The following is a 229-nucleotide window of genomic DNA, read 5'->3' as shown; positions in this document are numbered from 1 at the left end:
TGGCCGCCGGGGTTGTATTGGGACTGCTTGCGGGTCCGGAAAGCGGGGTGTCCGTCGGAATCGTTGCCGGCTTCATGGGGCTGACCGTCTACATGTCGGTGTGGCTGCTGCGGATGGTCACCGAATTGGACGAGGCGCGCGGAGCCGCCGCCGCTCTGTCCGTCGCCGAGGAGCGGTTGCGATTTTCTCGCGATCTCCATGACGTCGTCGGGCGGGCACTGTCTGCAAT

Annotated in this window: 1 protein-coding gene; it reads left to right on the top strand. The window is 65.5% G+C overall.

Annotation, left to right across the window (positions count from 1 at the left end; translation table 11 throughout):
• On the top strand, window positions 1-229 hold a 229-nt coding region (locus tag COI75_RS17340), incomplete at both ends, for a hypothetical protein (RefSeq protein WP_218006720.1).

This window comes from Bacillus cereus (assembly GCF_002564555.1).
GTDB lineage: Bacteria > Bacillota > Bacilli > Bacillales > Bacillaceae_G > Bacillus_A > Bacillus_A cereus_K.
The sequence above is the reverse complement of the archived record's forward strand: the minus strand, read 5'-3'. Positions and strand labels throughout refer to the sequence as shown.